Genomic DNA, 19,159 nt, shown 5'->3' with positions numbered 1-19,159 from the left:
GTTTTTCGCCTGCTCCCGTTACCGGCGGCCAATGATCGCCATTTCCCGCTCGACGATCGAGAAGTCGGCGTCCGGGTTCAATTTCTGTACTACCGCGCGTGAGATCGGAGCCCCGTCCATAATCGCCTGCACCGCACCCTGATCAGGTTCGGAATGGACTCGGAAAGCCGCGCCGAGAGCTCCTGCGTTCCAGTCGAGCAGTGCGTCGAACAGCCGGGCGGAACCGTCGACAGCCGAGGTTCTTGCACCGCCATCGACGGCCCGACCGGCCTGCCACCCGCTCTCACCCGCCCGGTACCAGACGCACAGGGTCATCGCGGGCGCACCGTCGGCGAACTGGAACTCCGGCTCGGTGACATACCTGGTAAACCGATTCGGCAGGCCATCGGTGATCCCCGGCAACGGCGATACCGTCGAGTCATACCCCCGCACATACACACCGGCGGCACAGAACACGATCGAATACTCGTCCCCCGCACCATTACGCATCGACGCCAGCGATATCGCCGCCCGCCACCGATCGACGAACCGATACCGCCGCAGCGGATCTGAATGCACCAGCCCAGTCAGAACGCAGTCGAGCAGTGCCACTATCCGCGCCCGTCGCCTCAGTTCCTGCGGTGGCGGGATGGTGTGCAGCAATCCCGAAGCGACCATGCGCCAATCCTATCGGGCGAGTTCGGCTGCATCGCAAACCATCTCGTGGGCGGTAATGGCGTGCGCGGTGTCGGTGAGGGTGGCTAGGTTGGGGGAGTGGGAGGGGAGAGATTGATCGACTATCGCTGGGAGCGATTGCTCGAGGAGATGCCGCGGTATATGTCGTTCGGGTATCCGCATGAACCCGATGGTGAGGTGATTCAGCTTCGGGATGCGGAGACCGGGTGTCGGGTGGTTTTTCAGCGCAGCGGAGGGTTCGTTGTCAAGGTGCCGATCCCGGCGGATCCGGTGGTGGCGCACCGGGCGATCGAGGTGTTGCGCGGGCATCGGACGACGAACACTCGCTTGAACTATTCGCCCTCGGGTGAGGTCGTTCGGGCGCGGGATCGCCCGATGTGGAGTCCTGCGGCGATATTCGACGAGTCGGCGGCGGAGTCGGTGCGGCAGGTCGAGACCGATTGGTTGGACAACGATCGATTCCGTCGGGAAGTGGCGGCGGCCGTGATCGAGGTGCTGCGGGACGGGTTCGGTGCGACTCCCGAGCGATTGCGGTACACCGTGGCGGGAGATTCCGGTCCGATGGATGCGTTGTGCGAGGCAGAGGAGGAGTTGACCGCAGTTGCCCCGGATCGTCCATCGCATCGTGGCGCACCCGAAATATGTACGGAGTGGCGGGATTTCGCTGATCGACTGGAATGGTCGCTGTCGACATTGCCACGGGGCGGCGCCATGAATTTGCGAATCGCGGAGGGAAGCGATGTCGTGGCCATTCAGTTCGTGAACCGGTCCACGATCCACAACCAATGCTTCCCGGGGAACGACGCTGCCGCCGATCCCCATGCGCAACACACGAAGATGGTCGGACTCGGTTGGCATTGGGCCCCAGTGGATATGGAGAGTTTCGAGTGTCCGTTGTGGCTCGGCCCCGTCGTGCGTGGTCCGCGCCTGCACACACTCGGCGATCTTGTTCCGCGCACGATCGCGACTTTTCGTGAGGTCTTCGGTGTTCGGAGTCCTCAGGATCTGTGTTTCTACGCCGGGCACGAGGAAGAGATGGATCAGGGGTTGTTCTACCTGAATGCCGAACTGGGCATCGCACGTGCGTAACGGTGAATTCATCGATGAAAGGCATTGGCATGGAAGCTGATCCGCAGGCCGTCGCGCAGGCGTTCGCGACGAAAGCGCAGGACGGGCAGCTGTATGGTTCGCGCCCGTGTACGTGTCACCTCGCTGCCGTCGGGTCGGTGCCGCACGAATTCGGTGTCATCTGAACCGAGTTCGGGGCAACGCGGTGCGGTCAGCTGTTTTGCAGGGCGGGGATCGGGAGGGTGCTTGCCCAGTCGCGGGCCATGTCTCGGGGGCGGATTTCGGTGGAGGAGTCGTGGCGGGCGTGCTCGCCGATCTGGATCGCGCCGAGGGCGGTCAGCTTCTCGGCGGCTATTTCGCCGCCGCGGTTGAAGGTGTCGCCGTAGATGATGTCGCCGAGGCCGAAGACGGCGAAGCGCAGGCCGGTCAGGTCGGGGGTGGTGGCGTCGAGGGTGTTGAAGAAGGGTTCGGCGCCGGTGGGGAGTTCGCCGTCGCCGTAGGTGGAGCAGACGATGATGTGGAAGTCGGCGGCGTCGAGATCGGCCGGGTCGAAATCGGTCATATCGTAGACCGAGACATCATGGCTGGTCAGCTCGTCCGCGATGGCTTCCGCGGCGTTCTCGGCCGTGCCCATTTCGGATCCGAACAGAATGACTACGCGCACGCAAAGACTCCCTTCGAAGAGTATGTAAGCGTAGCCTAACCTACATTGCTGTGAAGGGAAGTGATCAGCAACCCGGCTGCATCGGGAAGCACGGGGGAGCGATGGTGGTCTTGGGGATGGTCGGATCGGTGGTCGTGGTCGCGCCGCCGCTGCTGCTCGACGGGCGATGCACCGTCGAGGTCTGCTGACCCGGGGCGGGCTTCTCCTCGGTGTGGGTGGTGCGACCGGTGCACATGGCGGCCACCGCGAGCACCAGCACGACCAGGATCAGGCCGAGCAACACCGGGAGATCCTTGCGACGGCGCGGCCGCGGCGCGACCTGATTCTGCTGATTCGGCCAGAGCGGGAAACCGGGGGCCGCCGGTTGCGACGGCGCGGCGGAATAGCTTGCCTGCGGATTGGATTGGGCCGGGGGCGGACCCTGCTGAACCTGCTGCTGACGCGGCGGCGGAGCGCCCTGCGGACCCGCCGGTTGCGGTCGCGGCTGTTGCGGTGGCGGACCCTGCGGTGCGCCCTGCGGCACAGTGGAACGCGGCTCGTGTGGTTCGGACGATCCCGTGACGGCACGGTAGGCGGCCGCGGCCGCTGCCGCGCCGGCGACACCCGCGCCCGCCGCGGCGACCTTGCCCGCGCGGGACGATCGCTGTGCGGGCTCGGCGGATCCCGGACCACTTGGCGCACCGGATTCGGTACTCGCACCGGAGGTTCCGGCCGCCGCCCCCGCCGCCGCACCACCGGCGATCGCCGGGCCCGCACCCCGACCACTCGCGCCAGGTCCGCCCGGTTGGTCACCACTTTCGCGCGATCCCGATCCGGAAGTGCCGGGGCCGCTGGGTGTTTGGATCCCGGATGCCCCAGCGACCCGCTTGGGCAGCGCGGCCGGAGCCTCGGTCTGCACCGGCACCGAGGGCACCACCACCGTCGGCGCGGCCGACATCGGAAGCGCCGAACTGCGCGCCGACTCCGGCGGCGGGAACCCCTCCGATACCAGATCGGAATAGGTTGCGGCGGCGGCGAATCCGAGCGCGCCGAGCGCCTGGCCCACCTGTGCGGCATCCCAGGACGGCGTCGCGCCCTCGGCGATGGTGGTGAAGTAGCTGCGCAGCGAGGACGGCCCATCCCCGATGAGCACGTCGATACCCGCCGGGAGCGTGCCCTTTTCGAGCTTCACCCGGCTGCCCAGCTGCGGCACCAGCAGTACCAGCCCGCTGACCGGAACGTTCTCCCGCCCGGGCGCGGAGCGCAGCTGACGGGCCAGATCCATGGTCTGCCGCCGCACGCGTTCGAGCGGATCGGCGTCACCGTCGATGGGCGCGGGTTTGCCGTCGATCGTCCAGGGTTCGTCCTCGGCGCAGGTGAGCGTTCCGGTGACGCGCTCGGCGAAGGCGTGCACACCCAGCACCACACTGGTCTGCGGCGTCCACACCACGATGTCGGCGTCCTGGCACTGCACGATCGCGATTCCGGGTACCGCGTGCGGACCGCTCCAGGATTTGAGCCAGTTCACCACGGTGCGTTCGGTGCCCGACAGCCGCGACGGGTCGTCGTTGCGGACCTTCACCAACATCCAAGACCACCTCTGACCGATGCCTTCACCTGCCGGCCGCCCGAACGGTCGCCGCGACTACCTTACGGTGTTCCGCCAGGGGGTCGCGATGAATCGTCTTGCGCGGCAGCAAGATCATTCTGCATGGTTCGCGATATCGCCGCTCCCGGGGCGGCCTACCGGCCGGTTCCGGACCAATAGGACCAACCGCCCAGGATGTGGCGGGCCCCTCAGTGATTCAGTGCCGCGACATAACCGTCGGGCCTGATCAGCACCCGCGCGGCCGCGCCGACGCCGTACGCGCGATGCGCGTGACCGTCGACATCGATCACCGCGAGCCCCATCCCGGCGGGTGCTTCCGAGTCCGCGCCGGGCCGGGTTTCGAGAGCCGCCCCGCCCGGTCGCGACACCGGAACGATCCGCGCTCGCACCCCGAACGCCTCGAGAGTGGCGATCTCCCGCGCCATCGCCGCATCGGGCGTGCCGTCACCGCCGAAAACCAGCAGCGTCGCGTGCGGCCCCCGGAAAACCTCGAACAGGCTGACCGCGTGCCCATCGGCATCGATCAGCGGCGCGTCCGGCGCACGATCCCCGGCGACCAGCTCGCGCACCGTGCGATCACCGGAGTCATTGCCCGCGACCACATCCCGATAGCTGATATCGAGCTGCTGCGTCCCCTCGCGATCCATGGCGTCCGGATCACCCTTGACGGTCTTGTCCAGCAGCGCCGCACTCAAGCCGAGCACCCGCGCCGCCACCGAACGACGCTCGGTCTCATAGGAATCCAGCAGCGCCTCACTCTCGGCGCCCGGATCACGCAGCGCCGCAGCGAGTTTCCAGCCCAGGTTGTAGGCATCCTGCACCCCGGTGTTCAACCCCTGCCCGCCGGTCGGCGGATGCACATGCGCGGCGTCCCCGGCAATGAATACCCGGCCCACCCGAAAGCGCTCGGCCAGCCGGATATTCGGCCGCCACACCGTCGACCAGGTGAGTTCCGACAACACCAGATCCGTACGCCCGGACCGCGATTCCAGCAGCTTCTGCAACGCTGCCAGATCGGTATCCGAATCCTGTTCCAGGGGTGCGCCGAACTGGAACTTGCGCCCGCCGGGCAGCGGCGTCATGGCGATTCCGTTCATCGGATTCTCCGCGTCCGCGAACCAGTACCCGAACTCGTGATCGAGCGCATCGGCCCGCACATCCCCGAGCAGCATGCGAATCGATTCATCGGTGGTGCCCTCGAACGCGATGCCGAGCGTCTTGCGGACGGTGCTCTTCCCGCCGTCCGCGCCCACCAGATAGTCCACCCGCACGGTCTCGGTCACGCCGTCGTGCGCCAGTGTGACGCTCACCCCGTCGGCATCGGCGGCGAAATCGACCACGCCCGTGCCGAGTTCGACCCGGACCCCGAATTCCGCGAGCCGATCGCGCAGCAGCCCCTCTGTATCGGACTGCCCCAGCACCCACGGATTCGGGTGCGGCACATCGGGTGTGGCCTCCCGGATCGGCGTCATGCGCCGCTCCATCACGAATTCCCCGCCCATATGCACTCGCATCAGCGCCTGCGGCATTCCGGCCGCCAGTACCGCGTCCAGCACGCCCAGATCGTCGAAAACCTCGAGGGTGCGCGGCTGGATGCCGTCCCCGCGCGATCCGTCGAAGAACGTCTCGGCGTGATCGACGATGCGCACGGCCACGCCGCGGCGCGCCAGATCGATGGCGAGGGTGAGTCCGGTCGGACCGGCTCCGGCAATGAGTACCTGCGAAGACATCACAACTCCAATTACTGAATCGAGATTCACTGAATGTGGATTCAGTATTGTGGGTGGTAGTTTCCGCTGTCAAGGAGGTGGTCGAAGAAAATGGCAGGGCGACGTCAGGAACGGTCGACCGAGACCGAGCAGGCGCTCAAGGCGGCCGCGCGGCGCGTGTTCGCCGAACGCGGATACCTCAACACCAAGATCACCGACATCACCGCGGCGGCCGGGCGCGCGGCGGGCTCGTTCTACAACCACTTCGCGAGCAAGGAGGAACTACTCCAGTCCCTGCTCGAAGACCTTGTGGTGGAAGGTGATTCCTCGGCGGAAGCGCCCGAGCACAAATCGGATTTCACCGATCCCGAAGCGGTCCGGTATCACGTCGAGCAGTACTGGAATTTCGCCCGGCGCAACTGGCCGGTGCTGCGCGCCATGAATCAGGCCGCACTGGTCAACGACCAATTCGCCCAGATGGTGGCCGGTTACGGCGCGGAACAGCGCGCCGATATCGCCGATCACCTGGACGGATTTCCGGCCGCCGGGCTCACCCTGCCCGGCACCGTCGACGCCAGCCTGGCCATGATGTTCATGGCGACCACGGGCGTATTGCAGGCCATCGAGGAGGGCGGCCTGGAACTGACCGATGCCCAGGCCGTCGATTCGCTGACCCTGTTCATTTATCGCGGTCTCACCGGCCGCGATATGCCCTGACTCAGGGCAGCAGCACGACCGATCCGGTCGTCTTGCGCGCCTCCAGATCCCGATGCGCCTGCTCGGCATGGGCCAGCGGGTAACTCGCGCCGACCCGCACATTCAGCGATCCATCGGCGATGGCGTTCATGATATCGCCTGAGCGCCACAGCAATTCGTCGCGATCGCGGATGTAGTGCGCCAGCGTCGGCCGCGTCACGAACAGCGATCCGGCCGGATTGAGCCGTTGCAGATCGAACGGCGGCACCGGCCCGCTGGCCGCGCCGTACAGCGCGAGCATGCCCCGCACTCGGACCGAGGCCAGACTGGCCTCGAAAGTGCTCTTGCCGACACCGTCATAAGCGGCCGCCACGCCCGCCCCGGCTGTGAGTTCCCTTACCCGCGCGGCGATCTCGTCGTCATAGCGCAGCACCTCGGCCGCGCCCGCGTCCCGGGACAACTTCTCCTTGTCATCGGTCGACACGGTCGTGATCACCCGCACCCCGCGATGCGCCAGCAGCTGGGTCAGGATCAGCCCGACCCCGCCCGCCCCGGCGTGCACGAGCACGGTCTCACCCGGCTCCGGCTTGTAGATCGACTCGATCAGATAGTGCGCCGTCATCCCCTGCAACAGCGCCGACGCCGCGACCGGCGCGGCCACCCCGGCGGGCACCGGAACCGCGAATGCGGCTGGCACCAGCACCTTTTCGGCATAGCTGCCCGGCGCGGTGGCCCACGCCACCCGATCGCCGACCTGGAAATCGCTCACGCCCGCCCCGAGCGCGGTCACCACACCCGTGCCCTCGGCCCCCGGAATGTAGGGCAGCGGCGTCGGATAGAACCCGGTCCGGATGTAGGTGTCGATGAAGTTCACACCGATCGCCTCGGTCTCCACCAGCAGCTGTCCCGGCCCGGCCTGCGGGTCCGGAACCTCGGTGAGCCGCAGTGCTTCGGGACCGCCGTTTTCGGAAACCTGAATGGCGCGCATCGTCTGTTTGTACACCCGCGCCACTGTGAGCTGTACGGCGGCTCATCGACTCCGTTTTACCGATGGGTAAACTCCTGGGCATGAGCGCTACCACTGCCGAGGCACCCGCCAAGCTGTCGCCGTCCGTCGTGGATTCCGTCAAGGGATTCCTGGCTGAGCACGGTGGCTCCGCCACCGCGGTGCTGCAGCCCATCGGCCGCGTCGGCGTCCGTGTCACCCTGGTCGGCGCCGACGGCGTGCTCGGCGATCGGGTCGTCGGCGATCTGGCGACCGCCAAGGCCCTGGTCGAGACCGTCGACGGGCTCACCGAGGCCGATGAGTGGAACCGCGAGCTGGTCTCGGTCGTCACCCCGGCCAAGGGCCACTGGGCCAAGATGGCGGGCTGGGTCGCCAAGCAGAAGCGATTCCCCAAGGCGCGCAACGAGAAGTAGGTCAATGAGCCCGCAATCCGCGGGGGACGTACGCACCCAGAGGACGATGTGTCGGTCCGAGTGACGAAACAGGCGCAGCTGCGCTCCGCGCTGACCACCCTGTGCGCGCAGTTGCGTCCCGGTGAGATGCTGCCCAGCGAACGCCAGCTCTGCGATGACTATCGGGTCAGCCGCATGACGGTGCGAGAAGTGCTGGGGCAGCTCGAAACCGAGGGCGTCATCACCCGTATCCCGGGTAAGGGCACCTTCGTCGCCGAACGGGTGGCGCGTTCGCGACTGCATATGGCGTCCTTCAGCGATGACATGCGCAGGCTCGGCCGCACGCCCAGCACCGTGGTGCTGCACACCGAATTCACTGTGCCGCCGCCCGCTTCGATCAACGCGCTCGCAATCGGGGCCAGCGAGAAGGCTTTTCACCTGGTGCGGCTCCGATTGGCCGACGGGCTGCCGATTTCCATCGATGACGGCTGGTACCGGGCCGATCTGCTGCCCGGACTGCTCGAACACGATCTGACGCAATCGCTGTATTCGCTGCTGGAGAAGCAGTACGACTGCCCGATCGATCGCGCCGATCAGACGGTGCGCGCGGTGGCGGCCGATGAGCGCGGCGCGGGCTGGCTCGGCACCGATGTGGGGTCGCCGCTACTGGCCTTCGACCGCATGTCCTATTCGCGGGACCGCTGTATCGAGCACGCGCACTCCTGGTACCGGGCGGACCGCTACCAGGTCTACATGACCGTCTCCGCGGCCGACTAGTACGCCGACGCGACTGAGCCCCAGCCTGATTCGGGCCGGGGCTCAGTTCGTTTCCGCCGGATGGGTCAGATGGCGAAAAGCTTGTCGCCGACAGCGACCGCACCGATGACGGTGTCCTGCGCCGATCCGGGCGCGGTATCCATCACCACGACCGGGACGGCGGCGCTGAGCCCCAGTCGTCGAACGGCATTTGGCGAGAAGATAACCAGAGGTTCGCCCACCTCGATGCGCTCACCTTCGACGGCCTTGACCTGAAACAAATCGGGCTTGCCGACGGTATCGATGCCCACGTGCAACAGCACCCCGAGACCGTCATCGGAAACGATGACCGCGGCATGCGGATGCAGCTTCACGATCGATCCGGAAATGGGTGCGACGACCGTGATCGGCTCATCGGTATCGGGCGGTTCGATGGCGATGCCGGAGCCGACCATCTCCGCCGAGAACACCGGATCCGGGACTTCGGACAGCGGGATGGCGGTGCCCGGCAGGGGCGCGAGAATCTGCGTGCTCATGGCGATCAGAGCAGATCGTTGATGTCTTCGGCCAGGGCATCGGCGGTCGGCCCGACCACGACCTGAACGGCCGCGCCCGCCTTGACCACGCCGTGCGCGCCGGCGGCCTTGAGATCCTTGTCGTTCACCAGGGAAGCGTCCTTGACCTCGACGCGAAGCCGGGTGATACACCCTTCGACCTCGACGATATTGCCGAGACCGCCGAGACCGGCGACGATTTGATCGACTTTCGACATCTTTCCTCCGTGCGTGTCGAGTGGACAAAGCTGGTTATAACCAGTTTACTGTGGTTATAACCAGTCACCATACCTCCGGGTGACCCTATTCACAGACTGAGGACCACCGCTATGGCCGATGCCGCCCAGAGCGCGCGCAAGAAAATCGACCTGTCCGGACTGCAGAAGCTCGGCCGCAGCTTGATGCTGCCGATTGCCACGCTACCTGCCGCTGGCCTGTTGCTACGACTAGGCCAGGACGACATGCTCGGCCGGTGGTCGGCGCTCAAAACCGTCGCAAACGTCCTCGCCGGAGCCGGCGGCGCGCTCATCGACAATCTGCCGCTGCTGTTCGCGGTCGGCATCGCCATCGGCTGGGCCAAGAAGGCCGACGGATCCACGGCCTTGGCCGCGGTCGTCGGATACCTCGCCCTCGGTGGCGTTTTCAAAGCCATGTCCCCGGTGGTGCTCGACGGCAAGGTCGACGCCAAGGGCGGACAGCTGATGATCAACTTCGGTGTCCTCGGGGGCATCGTCATCGGCATCACCGCGGCCGTGCTGTGGACGCGCTTCCACCGCACGCAGCTGCCCGATTACCTCGGCTTCTTCTCCGGCCGCCGCATGGTCCCGATCCTGACCGCGTGCGCCGCCGTCGTCATCGGCGTGATCATGGCGTTCATCTACCCGGCCTTCAACTCCGGCCTGACCTGGCTCGGAAACACCGTGGCGGACAACGCCGTCGCCGGTGGCGGGGTGTTCGGCTTCGCCAACCGCATGCTGCTGCCGCTGGGCCTGCACCACATCCTGAACTCGGTCGTCTGGTTCGTGATCGGCGATTACAACGGCGTGCACGGCGATATCCCGCGCTTCCTGGCCGGTGACCCGAACGCCGGCACCTTCATGACCGGCTTCTTCCCGATCATGATGTTCGGCCTGCCCGCCGCCGCCCTGGCCATCTGGCGCAATGCCAAGCCGGAGAACCGCAAGATGATCGGCGGCATCATGCTGTCCACCGGTCTGACCGCCTTCGTCACCGGTATCACCGAACCGCTGGAATTCGCGTTCATCTTCGTGGCGTGGCCGCTGCTGCTCATCCACGCGGTGTTCACCGGTTCCGCACTGGCGCTGACCAATTGGCTCGGCATCCACGACGGCTTCACCTTCTCCGCCGGAGCCATCGACTATCTGCTGAACTTCGGCAAGGCCACGCATCCGCTGCTGCTGATCCCCATCGGCCTGGGGTACGCGGTGCTGTACTACGTCACCTTCAGCTTCATCATTCGACGCTGGAACCTGCCCACCCCGGGTCGCGAACCCGACGAAGAAGAGATCGAGAAGGAGAACGTCGCGTAATGATCAATCGCACCGCTGTAGTCGCCTCGAAGACCGGTCTGCACGCCCGCCCGGCCGCCATGTTCGCCCAGGCCGCCGCCAAATCGCCCGCGCCGGTGACCATTTCGGCCGACGGTAAGCCGCCGGTCGCCGCCGGGAGCCTGCTCCAGGTCATGACCCTGGGCGTCAAACAGGGCGACGAGGTCATCCTCTACACCGAGGAAGGTAACGAGGACACCCTCGACCAGCTGGTCAAGCTGCTGGAGACCGATCTTGACGCATGAGGTGCGCGGCGTCGCCGCCGCTCCCGGAATCGCCGTCGGACCGGTGAAGTGGCTGGCGTCCGCGCCCGCCACCAGCGCCTCCGACGCGCCCGGCAGCGATGTCGACGCCGAAATCTCCCGTGTCGAAACGGCTTTCGAGGCGGTGGCGGCGCGGTACTCCGCGCAGGCCCTCGACGCCAAGGGGCCGGCCGCGGACATCCTGTTCATGACATCGGCGCTGGCCGCCGATCCGGCGCTGCTGGATCAGGTGCGCGCGGGCATCCGCGCGGGCGGTCCCACCGCGCATTCGGTCACCGATGCGGTGCGGCATTTCGCCGATCAGCTGACGGCCCTGGGCGGCATGATGGCCGAACGCGCCTCCGATCTGCGGGACGTCGGTCAGCGCGTGGTGGCCGAGCTGCTCGGCGTGGATCCGCCCGGAATCCCGGACAGCACCGAGCCTTTCGTGCTCGCCGCGCATGATCTCGCGCCCGCCGATACCGCGACGCTGGATCCGGCCGTCGTGGTCGGATTGCTCACAGTCGCGGGCGGACCCACCTCGCATACCGCGATTCTGGCCAAGGCCCTGGGGATTCCGGCCGTGGTCGCCGCTCCCGGAGCGGTCGAGATCGCGGAGCACACCGTCGTCGTGGTCGACGGGACGAACGGTGTGGTCGAACTCGAACCGGATGCGGCGCGTCGCGAGGAAGTGCTTGCCGTGCGCGCACGACAGGCAGACGCGCCCACCGGTCCCGGCCGCACCGCCGACGGGCATGCGGTCCCGCTGCTCGCCAATGTGGGCAGCGTCGCCGACGCCCAGCTCGCCGTGGAACTCGGCGCGGAGGGCGTGGGCCTGTTCCGCACCGAATTCCTTTTCCTGGGCAGGCAATCCGCGCCCACGGTGGCCGAGCAGACCGAGCAATACGCGGATATCTTCCGCGCCCTGGGCGAACGGCCGATCACCGTGCGCACCCTGGACGCGGGCTCGGATAAGCCGCTGCCCTTCCTCAACCTGCCGGATGAGGAGAACCCCGCGCTGGGCGTGCGCGGGCTGCGGTTGAGCAGCGTCGATGAGGGGACGCTGCTCGATCAGCTCACCGCGATCGAGGCCGCGCGCGCGGCCACCGGGGCTACGGTGAATGTCATGGCTCCCATGGTCGGCACGGTCGAGGAGGCGAACTACTTCGCCGCCCGCGCCCGCGCGGCCGGGGTGCGCTCACCCGGGGTGATGATCGAGATCCCGGCCGCCGCCATTCGCTCCGAACACCTCGGCGCGGAAGTGGATTTCTTCTCCATCGGCACCAATGACCTGTCCCAGTACCTGTTCGGCGCGGACCGCATGTCCTCCACCCTGGCCGCGCTGCACAATCCCTGGCAGCCCGCGCTCGCCGCGACCATCGCCATGGTCGTCGCCGGGGCGGGTAGGAACAATGTGAAGGTCGGGGTGTGCGGCGAATCGGCCTCCAACCCCGAATTCGCCTGTGTGCTGGTGGGTCTCGGCGTCGATACCCTGTCCATGGCACCGCGTTCACTGGCCGGTGTGCGGGCTCAGCTCGCGGCGGTCACGCTCGAGCAGTGCCGGGCCGCCGCGGCCGCGGTACTCGCCGCGCGCACCGCGCAAGACGCGGTACAGGCCGCTCGATCCGCACTGGGACAGGCGAAATGACCGCGGGACGGCTCCGCATGACGCCGCGATCGAGGGCGATAGCGCGTTGAGGACGACACTGCGCGGCCGGGTCGTCACCCTCACCGAGGCGGGCGAACTCGCCGACGGTGTGGTGTCGTTCGACGGACCGCTGCTCGACTATGTCGGCCCGGCAACGGGATTCGACGGTGAGCTCCCCTGGATCGCTGGGGAGTCGCCGGTGATCCTGCCCGGGCTCATCGATGTGCACTGCCACGGCGGTGGCGGATTCGGTTTTCCGGAAACCGATTCCGACGGCGTCGCGGTCGCGGCGGACTTCCATCGCAGGCACGGCACCACCACGCTTATCGCCTCGCTGGTCTCGGCCACCGAGGCCGAACTGCGGGAACGAATCGACGTGCTGGGCAAGGCCATCGATGCCGGACTGCTCGCGGGCATCCACCTCGAAGGCCCGTTCATCAGCGAACACCGCAGGGGCGCACACAATCCCGACCGGATCATCGACGGTGATCCGGCCATGCTGCGACGGCTCGTCGACTATGCCGGTGGTCGCATAGTCTCGGTCACCATCGCCCCGGAGACCGCGCATTTCGACGCGCTGGCCGATGTGCTCGCCGAGGCGAACGTGATTCTGTCCCTGGGGCATACGGTCGCCGACTACGAGCATTCGGTGCACGCCATGCGGCGCGGACGGCGGGTATCCATCACCCACCTGTTCAACGCCATGCCCGAACTCGCGCACCGCGACGCCAACTTCCTCACCGCCGCCATGGCCGCCGCCGGACGCGGTGATGTGGTCGCCGAAGTCATCGGCGACGGTGTGCATCTGGCCGACGGCACCGTGCGCATGGTGTTCGACACCATCGGCCCGGACAATCTCGCCCTCATCACCGATGCCATGGCCGCGGCCGGGGAGCCCGACGGCCGCTATCACCTGGGCAGCCTCGATGTCGTGGTGAAGGACGGCGTGTCGCGGCTGTACGACCCGCACGGCGAGGGCGCGATCGCGGGCGGCACCGCCTGCGCCGCGGATGTGCTGCGCCGCACCGTATTCCACGCCGGAGTCGATCTCACCGCCGCCGCGACCGCGGCCTGCGCCACCCCCGCCCGCCTGCTCGGACGCACCGATGAACTCGGCGCGCTCCGCCCCGGTATGCGAGCCGACCTGCTCGTCACCGACTCCCACCTGACCCCACTGACCGTGTATAAGGACGGAACCCAATGGAACTCGTGATCACCGATAACGCGGCCGAAGCCGGAGTACTGGCGGGCCGCATCATGGCCGACCATGTACGCCGCGGCGCCCGCGCCATCGGCCTGGCCACCGGCTCCTCCCCGCTCGGCGCATACCAGGAGCTCATTCGCCAATATCAGGCCGGTGAGGTGAGTTTCGCGGGCGTGCAAGCCTTCCTGCTGGACGAGTACATCGGCCTGCCGCCGGGGCATCCGCAGTCCTACGCGCAGTTCATTCGCGACGAGTTCACCGCGCACGTCGACTTCACCGACGCCAATGTGCACAGCCCCGACGGCAATGCCGCCGATATCCCCGCCGCCGCAGCGGATTACGAGCGCTCGATCGCCGAGACCGGGCGGATCTCGGTGCAGATCCTCGGTATCGGCGCGAACGGGCACCTGGGCTTCAACGAGCCCGGCTCCTCGCTGCGCTCGCGCACCCGCGTCAAGACCCTCACCCCGAAGACCCGCGAGGACAACGCCCGCTTCTTCGAGGACGACCTGAGTCAGGTCCCCACCCACGTCCTGACCCAGGGCCTCGGAACCATCAGCGACGCAGACCATCTGCTCATGATCGCCACCGGCGAAGGCAAGGCCGACGCGGTCGCCGCCGCCGTCGAAGGTCCGGTCTCGGCCTTCTGCCCGGCCTCCATCCTGCAAATGCACCCGCACGTCACCGTCATCGTCGACCCGGCCGCCGCCGCGAACCTGAAGGCCGTCGACTACTACCGCTTCGCGGTCGAGAACAAGCCCGCCTGGCAGAGCTTCTGATTCGGGCACGGGCGAATACCCGGTAGGCTCGTCCCTGTTCGATCTACCTGGGGGCGGGATATCTTGAATAGCAGTCTGATCGGCAGATTCAGTCGTGCCTGCGTCGTGGCGCTGGTGCTGGCGACGGCCATCGTCGGGTGTGGCAGCCATCGCGGGGACGAAACCCCCTCCTTCCCAGCGGAATTGGCGAGCAAGATCGATGAGATCGCCGCCTCGAGCATGACGGCGGCCCTCATCCCGGGCATGATGGTGGCGGTGATCGACCCGGAACGGGGCTCCTACGTGCACGCGTACGGGGTATCGGACATCGCCACCGGCCGTCCCGCCACCATTCACGATTCGGTGCGAATCGGCAGTATCACAAAGACTTTCACCGCCACGGCCGTGCTGCGGCTCGTCGACGAGGGCAAGATTTCGCTCGATGATCGGCTGGACCGATATGTGGATCACATCCCCTACGGCGATGTGATCACGCTGCGGGATCTGCTCGATATGCGCGCCGGTGTTTGGGATGTCTCGACGAGTGGGGCATTGTTCCAGCAGCTGACGCAGAAGACGCCGGCGACCGAATGGCGCGAGGGCGACTTCCTCCGCGCCATCGTCGACAATCCGGATCGCGCCACACCGCCCAATACCCGGACCACGTACTCGAATTCGAACTTCTTCCTGCTGGGCCTGGTGCTGGAGAAGGTGACCGGCAAGCCGGTACGGGAAGTACTCGACGATCTGGCGAACCGATACGGACTGCACGAGACCAGCTATCCCGCCGATGCGACGATGCGCGATCCGGTGAGCCACGGCTATGCCTATTTCGACGAGAACCCGACCGATGTCACCGCCCGCACCACGCCCGCGACATTCGGTGCGGCGGGATCCATGGTGTCGACCATCTCGGATCTGGCGGAGTACGCGGGCAAACTCGGTCGCGGTGATCTGCTGCGACCCGAGACTTTCCGCGAGCGCGCCCGGGTGCAGGACACCGCCGCCCCGGACGCGGCCCTGCCCTACGGGCTGGGACTGATGGTGAACAACGGCTGGCTCGGGCACGAGGGTGCGGTACTCGGCTACACCGCCGACGTTCGCTACCTGCCAGAACGCAAGCTCACCGTGGTGGTCGCAGTCGATCACTACACGGTTCCGCCCGCAAGCTTCACGCTACTTGCTCCCGTGATCTGGTCGGATATCGTCGGCGCGTTGTACCCGGGTACTCAGGGTGAAGGCGACAATCTCTGGAGTGCGCCCACTCCGCCTGTGCCCTCGGCCGATGAGCTGACCTCGCAATTGCGGCAGACGCTCGATCCGAATGTTCCGCTGGCGCAGCGGCCCCTGCGAGGTCAGGGCGATGCCGAGGATCCGGATCTGACCACCCGGATCGGGTCGTTCTTCGGCAAACTCCAGGTCGAGTTCCAAGTGAAGAAGGTGACCAGAATCGGGCAGTCGCTGTACGCAACGGCTGATGCAAGCTCACTGGGAGGAAAGAGTCCTATGGTCTTTCCGCTGGTCTCCTCCGAAGGGCAGTGGCGAATCGACCGACCGTGGGCGTGCGCATGGGTGCGGATGGCGGGCGACAGCTCGCCCGCATGCAAGTGATCTGATAGCCGCGCGTTTGCTTGACTAGGGTCCGGTGCTCCGGATGTGATGAGCGCATGACCCAGCGACGCGCCTGGACCGAGATGCCCCCGGCGGCGGGCGCGTTCGTCATGGCCACCGGAATCCTCTCGGTCGGACTGCATCTCACCGACTTCGAACCGCTGTCCCGGATCGCGCTCGCAGTGGCGGGCGTCGTCTGGGTGCTGCTGGCCGTGGATTTCGCCACCCGGCTGCTGTGGGATCACTCGCGCTGGGAGACCGAATCCGATACCCCGCCCGCCTTGACCGCGGTCGCGGCCACCACGGTTCTCGGTACCCGAATTACGCTGCTGGGCTGGCATGCCGTCGCGGTCGGGCTGCTCGTGATAGCGGCCCTCGTCTGGCCGGTACTGCTGGTTTCGGTGCTCCGGCACTGGAATCGGCGGATGCCGGGCGCGGCGTTCCTGGTCTGCGTATCCACCCAGGGCCTGGCGGTCCTGGGCTCCACACTCGCGCTGGCGCACGCCGCTGATTGGCTCATGCCCGCCGCGCTGATCTTCTTCATCCTCGGCGTGATCCTCTACGCCGCGGCATTCACGCATTTCGACTTCACACAGATCTGGAAGGGCGCGGGGGACCAGTGGGTGGCGGCGGGGGCGGTGGCGATCTCGACGCTGACCGCCTCCAAACTCACCGCCTGGCCGCACTGGACCGGCAACTCGCACAACGCATTACGCGTGGTGACTCTGGTCCTGCTCACCATCACCCTGCTCGCGTACGCCGTCCTGCTGATCGCGGAGATCATCCGATACCGCCCGGGCTATGACATTCGCCGCTGGGCCACCGTCTTCCCCCTCGGCATGACCGCCGTGGCGACACTGTCCACCGGTGCGGTCGTCGAGGTGACTTGGTTGCACTCGCTCGGAAAAGTGCTGTTGGCCTTCGCGACCGCGGTCTGGATCCTGGTCGCCGTCGAATGGGCGGTCAGTACGCGTATGGGCCGAACACCGGTGGCGTGAACGGCGGCGCGTCCATCGGGTACCTGCGCGTCCGATGCGCCGCCTCGGAATACCTGCTGAATAATCACCCCCATGGCCGAGCGCAAGGCAAGTCGGACAGCGGTATTGGTGTGTCAGGGCCGCGCGGTGGCGGATGGGCGATTGGCGGTGGGACGCTTCGCCGATCCGATCGCGCTGGAACTGCTCACCGACTCCGAACGCGAACTCGTCTCGACCGTTCGCTCGGGGGAGATCCCGAGTGCGCTCGGACCGCGGATGGAGTTCGAATTGCTCGCGGGGACTTCGGAAATCCTCGCCGCACGGACCGTCACCATCGATGACGCGGTGCGTGACCGGGGTAATCCGCAGGTGGTGATTCTCGGTGCGGGGCTTGACGCGCGGGCTTGGCGGATGCAGGAGCTCGCCGGGGCGGCGGTGTTCGAGGTGGATCAGCCCGCGTCACAGGGGGAGAAGCGGGAGCGGCTGGGGGAGCGGGCGGTGCTCGCCGGTGCGATCCATTTCGTGGCGGTGGACTTCGCCGTGGACTCGCTCGGTGACGCCCTGGCGGCCGCCGGTCATGACGCGACCGTCCCGACCACCTGGATCTGGGAGGGCGTGGTGCCCTATCTCACGCCCGCGCAGGTCGCGGCCACCACCGCCGTGGTCGGCGCGCGCAGTGCCGCGGGCAGTCGGCTCATCCTGACCTACTCCACGACGTCGAGGCTGAATGCGCTCGGGCGCAGGGCGATTCAACAAATCCTCACCCTCACCGGCAGGGACAACCCGATGGCGAATGAGCCGTTCCGTTCCTCGTGGTCACCGGAACGACTGCGGAAAATGTTGCGTGAGAGCGCATTCGACGTGACCATGGACGCCGGTCTGATCGATGTGGCGCGGGATCTGGATATCCCGCCGAGCCGGTTCCTCGGCAGTGGGCGTATCGCGGTTGCCGATGTGAGCTGAGGCGCTGCGGGATCGGCTTCGGATGGCCACCCGGCGGGCATTGATGCCCGCCGGTATCGGGGTGAATCGCGCTGTCAGACGGCCTGTGTCGCGGGCTCGGTGACCTCGGCGGGAACCGATTCCCGGGTGCGCATCGCGGCCCAGAGCGCGGCGGTCGCGGCGACGCAGGCGGCCGCGCCACCGACGTGGATGGCCACCAGCGCCGCGGGCACATCGGTGAAGTACTGCACCAGGCCGACCAGTGCCTGACTGCATACCAGGACCAGGAGCACGATCATCCGGGTGCGAATGGCTTTGTTCATGCCGATCGCGGCCAGCCCGCAGGCCAGGCCGACCAGCAGTGCGAGATAGGCGACCAGCAGCTCGGCGTGCAGATGCACCAGCGTCACGATCTCGACCTGGAGTCGCTCGACCGGCTTCTCGATGCTCTTGTCACCGGCGTGCGGTCCGGCGCCCGTGACCAGGGTGCCCGCGATCAGGGTGCCGGTGAGCGCGATCGCGCTGAGTCCGGTCAGCAGCCGCAGCGGTTTGGGCACGCGCACGGTCTCGATCCCGGCGTCAGGTTCGCTGATCTTGGCGTACAGCAGCACCGACAGCCACACCATCAGCATGGAGGCCAGCAGGTGCAGTGACACCGTCCACCACAGCAGTCCGGTGCGCACGGTGATACCGCCGAGCACCGCCTGCAATACGGTGCCGCCGGGCATCAGCCAGGCGTAGCCCTGCACCTCGCGCCGCCGCCGCGCCCGCGTCACCGCGATCACGACCGCGGCCGCGCACAGCGTCACCGCGAAAGTCAGCATGCGATTACCGAATTCGACCGCCTGGTGAATGGCGGGCACCTCGGCCACCGCGGTCGGGGTGAAGCTGCCGGGGAAGCACTGCGGCCAGGTGGGGCAGCCGAGCCCCGAGGAGGTGACTCGAACAATGGCTCCGGTCACCGAGATTCCGGCCTGCGACAGGATCACCGCGAAGGCGATGATGCGCTGCGCCCGCAGGGACGGCAGCGGGAACAGGTCGGCGAATCGCTGGAAGGCGCGAGCTAGCACCCGACGATGGTAGCGGGGTGACATCGGCGCT

General features: G+C 67.1%; 20 protein-coding genes. 12 read left to right on the top strand and 8 right to left on the bottom strand.

Annotation, left to right across the window (positions count from 1 at the left end; translation table 11 throughout):
* Window positions 1-18 precede the first annotated feature (18 nt).
* A complete protein-coding gene (locus ACFVUS_RS07605; protein WP_387762372.1) occupies window positions 19-402 on the bottom strand; it encodes a hypothetical protein in 384 nt (127 codons plus the stop codon).
* Window positions 403-768: 366 nt separating this feature from the next.
* Here ACFVUS_RS07605 and ACFVUS_RS07600 point away from each other — a divergent pair, with 366 nt between their 5' ends.
* Entirely contained in the window at window positions 769-1,764 is a 996-nt protein-coding gene (locus ACFVUS_RS07600) for a hypothetical protein (protein WP_387762371.1), read from the top strand.
* A 190-nt stretch (window positions 1,765-1,954) separates the two neighbouring features.
* Here ACFVUS_RS07600 and ACFVUS_RS07595 read toward each other — a convergent pair whose 3' ends face one another.
* From ACFVUS_RS07595 to ACFVUS_RS07585, 3 genes are all read right to left on the bottom strand, one after another.
* Window positions 1,955-2,407, bottom strand: a complete 453-nt coding sequence (locus ACFVUS_RS07595) for a flavodoxin domain-containing protein (RefSeq protein WP_387762370.1) — start codon at window positions 2,405-2,407, stop codon at window positions 1,955-1,957.
* Window positions 2,408-2,471: 64 nt separating this feature from the next.
* A complete protein-coding gene (locus tag ACFVUS_RS07590) occupies window positions 2,472-3,974 on the bottom strand; it encodes a hypothetical protein (RefSeq protein ID WP_387762369.1) in 1,503 nt (500 codons plus the stop codon).
* Window positions 3,975-4,183: 209 nt separating this feature from the next.
* The gene (locus ACFVUS_RS07585) at window positions 4,184-5,725 is read right to left on the bottom strand and encodes an FAD-dependent monooxygenase (RefSeq protein ID WP_387762368.1); all 1,542 of its coding nucleotides are present in this window, start codon (window positions 5,723-5,725) and stop codon (window positions 4,184-4,186) included.
* A gap of 90 nt (window positions 5,726-5,815) precedes the next feature.
* Between ACFVUS_RS07585 and ACFVUS_RS07580 the strand changes: the two genes are divergently transcribed.
* Window positions 5,816-6,421, top strand: coding sequence for a TetR/AcrR family transcriptional regulator (locus ACFVUS_RS07580; RefSeq protein ID WP_387762367.1), 606 nt, complete (start codon window positions 5,816-5,818; stop codon window positions 6,419-6,421).
* Window position 6,422: 1 nt separating this feature from the next.
* On the opposite strand, the gene ACFVUS_RS07575 is transcribed toward ACFVUS_RS07580, so the two are convergent.
* Complete coding sequence (locus ACFVUS_RS07575) at window positions 6,423-7,388, bottom strand: quinone oxidoreductase family protein (protein ID WP_387765440.1); 966 nt, start codon at window positions 7,386-7,388, stop codon at window positions 6,423-6,425.
* An 80-nt stretch (window positions 7,389-7,468) separates the two neighbouring features.
* Here ACFVUS_RS07575 and ACFVUS_RS07570 point away from each other — a divergent pair, with 80 nt between their 5' ends.
* Both ACFVUS_RS07570 and ACFVUS_RS07565 read left to right on the top strand, forming a co-directional pair.
* Entirely contained in the window at window positions 7,469-7,819 is a 351-nt protein-coding gene (locus ACFVUS_RS07570) for a hypothetical protein (protein ID WP_387762366.1), read from the top strand.
* Window positions 7,820-7,879: 60 nt separating this feature from the next.
* On the top strand, window positions 7,880-8,575 hold the full coding sequence (locus ACFVUS_RS07565) for a GntR family transcriptional regulator (RefSeq protein WP_387762365.1): 696 nt from the start codon (window positions 7,880-7,882) through the stop codon (window positions 8,573-8,575).
* 65 nt (window positions 8,576-8,640) lie between these two features.
* Here ACFVUS_RS07565 and ACFVUS_RS07560 read toward each other — a convergent pair whose 3' ends face one another.
* Together ACFVUS_RS07560 and ACFVUS_RS07555 are read right to left on the bottom strand one after the other, a co-directional pair.
* The gene (locus ACFVUS_RS07560) at window positions 8,641-9,090 is read right to left on the bottom strand and encodes a PTS glucose transporter subunit IIA (RefSeq protein ID WP_387762364.1); all 450 of its coding nucleotides are present in this window, start codon (window positions 9,088-9,090) and stop codon (window positions 8,641-8,643) included.
* Between the two features lie 5 nt (window positions 9,091-9,095).
* Window positions 9,096-9,326, bottom strand: a complete 231-nt coding sequence (locus ACFVUS_RS07555) for a glucose PTS transporter subunit EIIB (protein ID WP_387762363.1) — start codon at window positions 9,324-9,326, stop codon at window positions 9,096-9,098.
* Between the two features lie 111 nt (window positions 9,327-9,437).
* Between ACFVUS_RS07555 and ACFVUS_RS07550 the strand changes: the two genes are divergently transcribed.
* From ACFVUS_RS07550 to ACFVUS_RS07515, 8 genes are all read left to right on the top strand, one after another.
* Complete coding sequence (locus tag ACFVUS_RS07550; RefSeq protein WP_387762362.1) at window positions 9,438-10,658, top strand: PTS transporter subunit EIIC; 1,221 nt, start codon at window positions 9,438-9,440, stop codon at window positions 10,656-10,658.
* Window positions 10,658-10,921: an HPr family phosphocarrier protein gene (locus tag ACFVUS_RS07545; protein WP_387762361.1), complete on the top strand. Its 264-nt coding sequence runs from the start codon at window positions 10,658-10,660 to the stop codon at window positions 10,919-10,921. The genes ACFVUS_RS07550 and ACFVUS_RS07545 overlap by 1 nt, the downstream gene beginning before the upstream one ends.
* Window positions 10,911-12,566 (top strand): phosphoenolpyruvate--protein phosphotransferase, encoded by a 1,656-nt coding sequence (gene ptsP, locus ACFVUS_RS07540; RefSeq protein WP_387762360.1) that lies wholly within the window; start codon window positions 10,911-10,913, stop codon window positions 12,564-12,566. The genes ACFVUS_RS07545 and ptsP overlap by 11 nt, the downstream gene beginning before the upstream one ends.
* 46 nt (window positions 12,567-12,612) lie before the next feature.
* On the top strand, window positions 12,613-13,779 hold the full coding sequence (locus ACFVUS_RS07535; protein ID WP_387762359.1) for an N-acetylglucosamine-6-phosphate deacetylase: 1,167 nt from the start codon (window positions 12,613-12,615) through the stop codon (window positions 13,777-13,779).
* Window positions 13,767-14,549, top strand: a complete 783-nt coding sequence (nagB, locus tag ACFVUS_RS07530; protein WP_387762358.1) for a glucosamine-6-phosphate deaminase — start codon at window positions 13,767-13,769, stop codon at window positions 14,547-14,549. The genes ACFVUS_RS07535 and nagB overlap by 13 nt, the downstream gene beginning before the upstream one ends.
* A 63-nt stretch (window positions 14,550-14,612) precedes the next feature.
* A complete protein-coding gene (locus ACFVUS_RS07525; protein WP_387762357.1) occupies window positions 14,613-16,139 on the top strand; it encodes a serine hydrolase domain-containing protein in 1,527 nt (508 codons plus the stop codon).
* A 56-nt stretch (window positions 16,140-16,195) separates the two neighbouring features.
* The gene (locus ACFVUS_RS07520; RefSeq protein ID WP_387762356.1) at window positions 16,196-17,137 is read left to right on the top strand and encodes a tellurite resistance/C4-dicarboxylate transporter family protein; all 942 of its coding nucleotides are present in this window, start codon (window positions 16,196-16,198) and stop codon (window positions 17,135-17,137) included.
* Window positions 17,138-17,209: 72 nt separating this feature from the next.
* Window positions 17,210-18,079, top strand: coding sequence for a class I SAM-dependent methyltransferase (locus ACFVUS_RS07515; RefSeq protein ID WP_387762355.1), 870 nt, complete (start codon window positions 17,210-17,212; stop codon window positions 18,077-18,079).
* Window positions 18,080-18,153: 74 nt separating this feature from the next.
* On the opposite strand, the gene ACFVUS_RS07510 is transcribed toward ACFVUS_RS07515, so the two are convergent.
* Window positions 18,154-19,128 (bottom strand): heme A synthase, encoded by a 975-nt coding sequence (locus tag ACFVUS_RS07510; RefSeq protein ID WP_387762354.1) that lies wholly within the window; start codon window positions 19,126-19,128, stop codon window positions 18,154-18,156.
* Between the last annotated feature and the right edge of the window lie 31 nt (window positions 19,129-19,159).

It is taken from the genome of Nocardia sp. NPDC058058, from assembly GCF_042885355.1.
Taxonomy (GTDB): Bacteria; Actinomycetota; Actinomycetes; order Mycobacteriales; family Mycobacteriaceae; genus Nocardia.
This window is presented reverse-complemented; position numbering and strand designations above follow the sequence as displayed.